The 1,813-nt window shown below is 72.5% G+C and carries 3 protein-coding genes; all 3 read left to right on the top strand.

All coding sequences use genetic code 11. The features are described from left to right. The coding region (locus E1293_RS46780; protein WP_207939554.1) for a fumarate hydratase at window positions 1-310 on the top strand (310 nt) is incomplete at its 5' end. After that, window positions 300-899: a fumarate hydratase C-terminal domain-containing protein gene (locus E1293_RS46785; protein ID WP_132206558.1), complete on the top strand. Its 600-nt coding sequence runs from the start codon at window positions 300-302 to the stop codon at window positions 897-899. The genes E1293_RS46780 and E1293_RS46785, both read left to right, overlap by 11 nt. A 37-nt stretch (window positions 900-936) precedes the next feature. Beyond that, window positions 937-1,671, top strand: coding sequence for a sulfite exporter TauE/SafE family protein (locus E1293_RS46790; protein ID WP_132206560.1), 735 nt, complete (start codon window positions 937-939; stop codon window positions 1,669-1,671). The last annotated feature ends 142 nt before the right edge of the window (window positions 1,672-1,813 follow it).

Raw genomic sequence — 1,813 nt, forward strand, 5'->3', positions numbered from 1 at the left:
CGGCGTCGGCCTCGGCGGCACCGCCGACCAGTGCGCCGCGCTGGCCAAGAGGGCGACCCTGCGCCCCGTCGGGCAGCCCCACCCCGAACCGGAGATCGCCGAGTTCGAGCGCCAGATGCTGGACGCGATCAACACGACCGGGATCGGCCCCCAGGGCCTCGGCGGCGCCACGACGTCGTTCGCCGTCCACGTCGAGTACGCCTGGACGCACATCTCGATGAACCCGGTGGCCGTCAACATCCAGTGCTGGCGGGGCGAACGCGCGCGGGCGCGCATCGCGGCCGACGGGCAGGTGGCGTATGGCTACTGACCGCGTCCTGCGCCTGACCACCCCGTTCGACGAGGCCACCGCCCGGTCGCTGCGCTGCGGCGACGAGGTCTGGATCGACGGGACGATCTGGGGCGTCCGCGACGCCTCCCTCATCCGCTTCTTCGACGAGGGCCGGCGCGTGCCCGCCGACCTCGCGGGGGCCCTCTTCCTGCACACCGCGCCGAGCGTCCGCCGCACCGACGCGGGCGGCTACGTCCCGGTCTCCGTCGGCACCACCACCTCGATGCGCATGGACCGCTTCACCCGCGGCTGCGTCGAGGACCTCGGCGTCCGGGCGATCATCGGGAAGGGCGGCCTGAGTACCGGCTCGCTGGAGCAGTTCGGCCGCCACGGCGCCGTGTACCTGTCCATCACGGGAGGCGCGGCAAGCTACGAGACCCTCCAGGTCACCGAGATCGAGGACGTCCTCTGGGAGGACCTCATGCCCGAGTGCCTCTGGAAGTTCCGCGTCAAGGGGTTCGGCCCCCTCTTCGTGACGATGGACTCCCACGGCGACTCCGAGTACGAGCGGACGTCCGAGCGGGCCCAGGCCAACCTGGGGGCCGCCTACCGGAAGCTGGGCCTGTGACCCGCGGCTCCTCCCCCGCCCGGCGTGCCGCCCGGCCGTGACGGAGATCGTCTTCGGCGGGATCGGGATCCTGCTGGCCTCGCTGCTGGGCGGCGCCACCGGCTTCGGCTTCGGCCTGGTGGCGGCGCCGACGCTGCTGGCGGCCGGGCTGCCGCTGCGTGAGGTCGTCGCCGCCAACCTCACGCTCGCCCTGCTCACCCGGCTCGCCGCGATCTGGCGGCTGCGCCGGCACCTGGTCTGGCCGCGCGCCGCCCGGCTGATCGGCGGCAGCGTGCCCGGCATCCTCGCCGGGCTCGCCGTGCGCGGGCTCCTCGACACCGGCGTCCTGAAGATCGGTGTCGGGCTGGTCGCGATCGCCGCCGCGCTGCTCATCGCGTTCCGGCCGGGCGACCGCGACGCCGCCCCGGCCGGCCCGGCGACGACCTTCGCCGCCGGGGCCGGCGGGGGGTTCCTCGGGGTGACGACGTCGCTGAACGGCGTCCCGCCCGCCCTGCTGCTGACCCGCGACCGCGTGGAGCAGCTCTCGTTCGTCGCCGACCTCACGCTCTATTTCATCGTGTCGAACCTGCTCACGCTGGCGCTCCTGGCCGGCACCGACCCGGGCGTCCTCGCACCGCTGGGGCAGTACCTCCCGTTCTGGCTGCCCGTCGGCATCCTGGGCAACCAGCTGGGCATCCGCGCGGCCCACCACATCCCCTACCGGGTGTTCCGCGGGATCAGCCTCACCGTCATCCTGGCGGCGGGCTGCACGACGATCGCCACCGCCCTGTGAACCACCGTTCCGGACGGATGCTCTTATGGATGTCAAGCCGCGGGCTCAAGATCGCTTGGTGCGGTGATGATCTGGTAGAGCTCTCGGGCGATGTAGCGCTTGAGACAGCGGATGATCTCTTTCTTGGACATGCCTTCCTTGG

Source organism: Actinomadura darangshiensis (genome assembly GCF_004349235.1).
Taxonomy (GTDB): domain Bacteria; phylum Actinomycetota; class Actinomycetes; order Streptosporangiales; family Streptosporangiaceae; genus Spirillospora; species Spirillospora darangshiensis.

What these genes read in the sequence shown, in the direction of transcription:
- E1293_RS46785 (WP_132206558.1), top strand. Translation starts at nt 300, where the DNA reads ATGGCTACTGACCGCGTCCTGCGCCTGACCACCCCGTTCGACGAGGCC.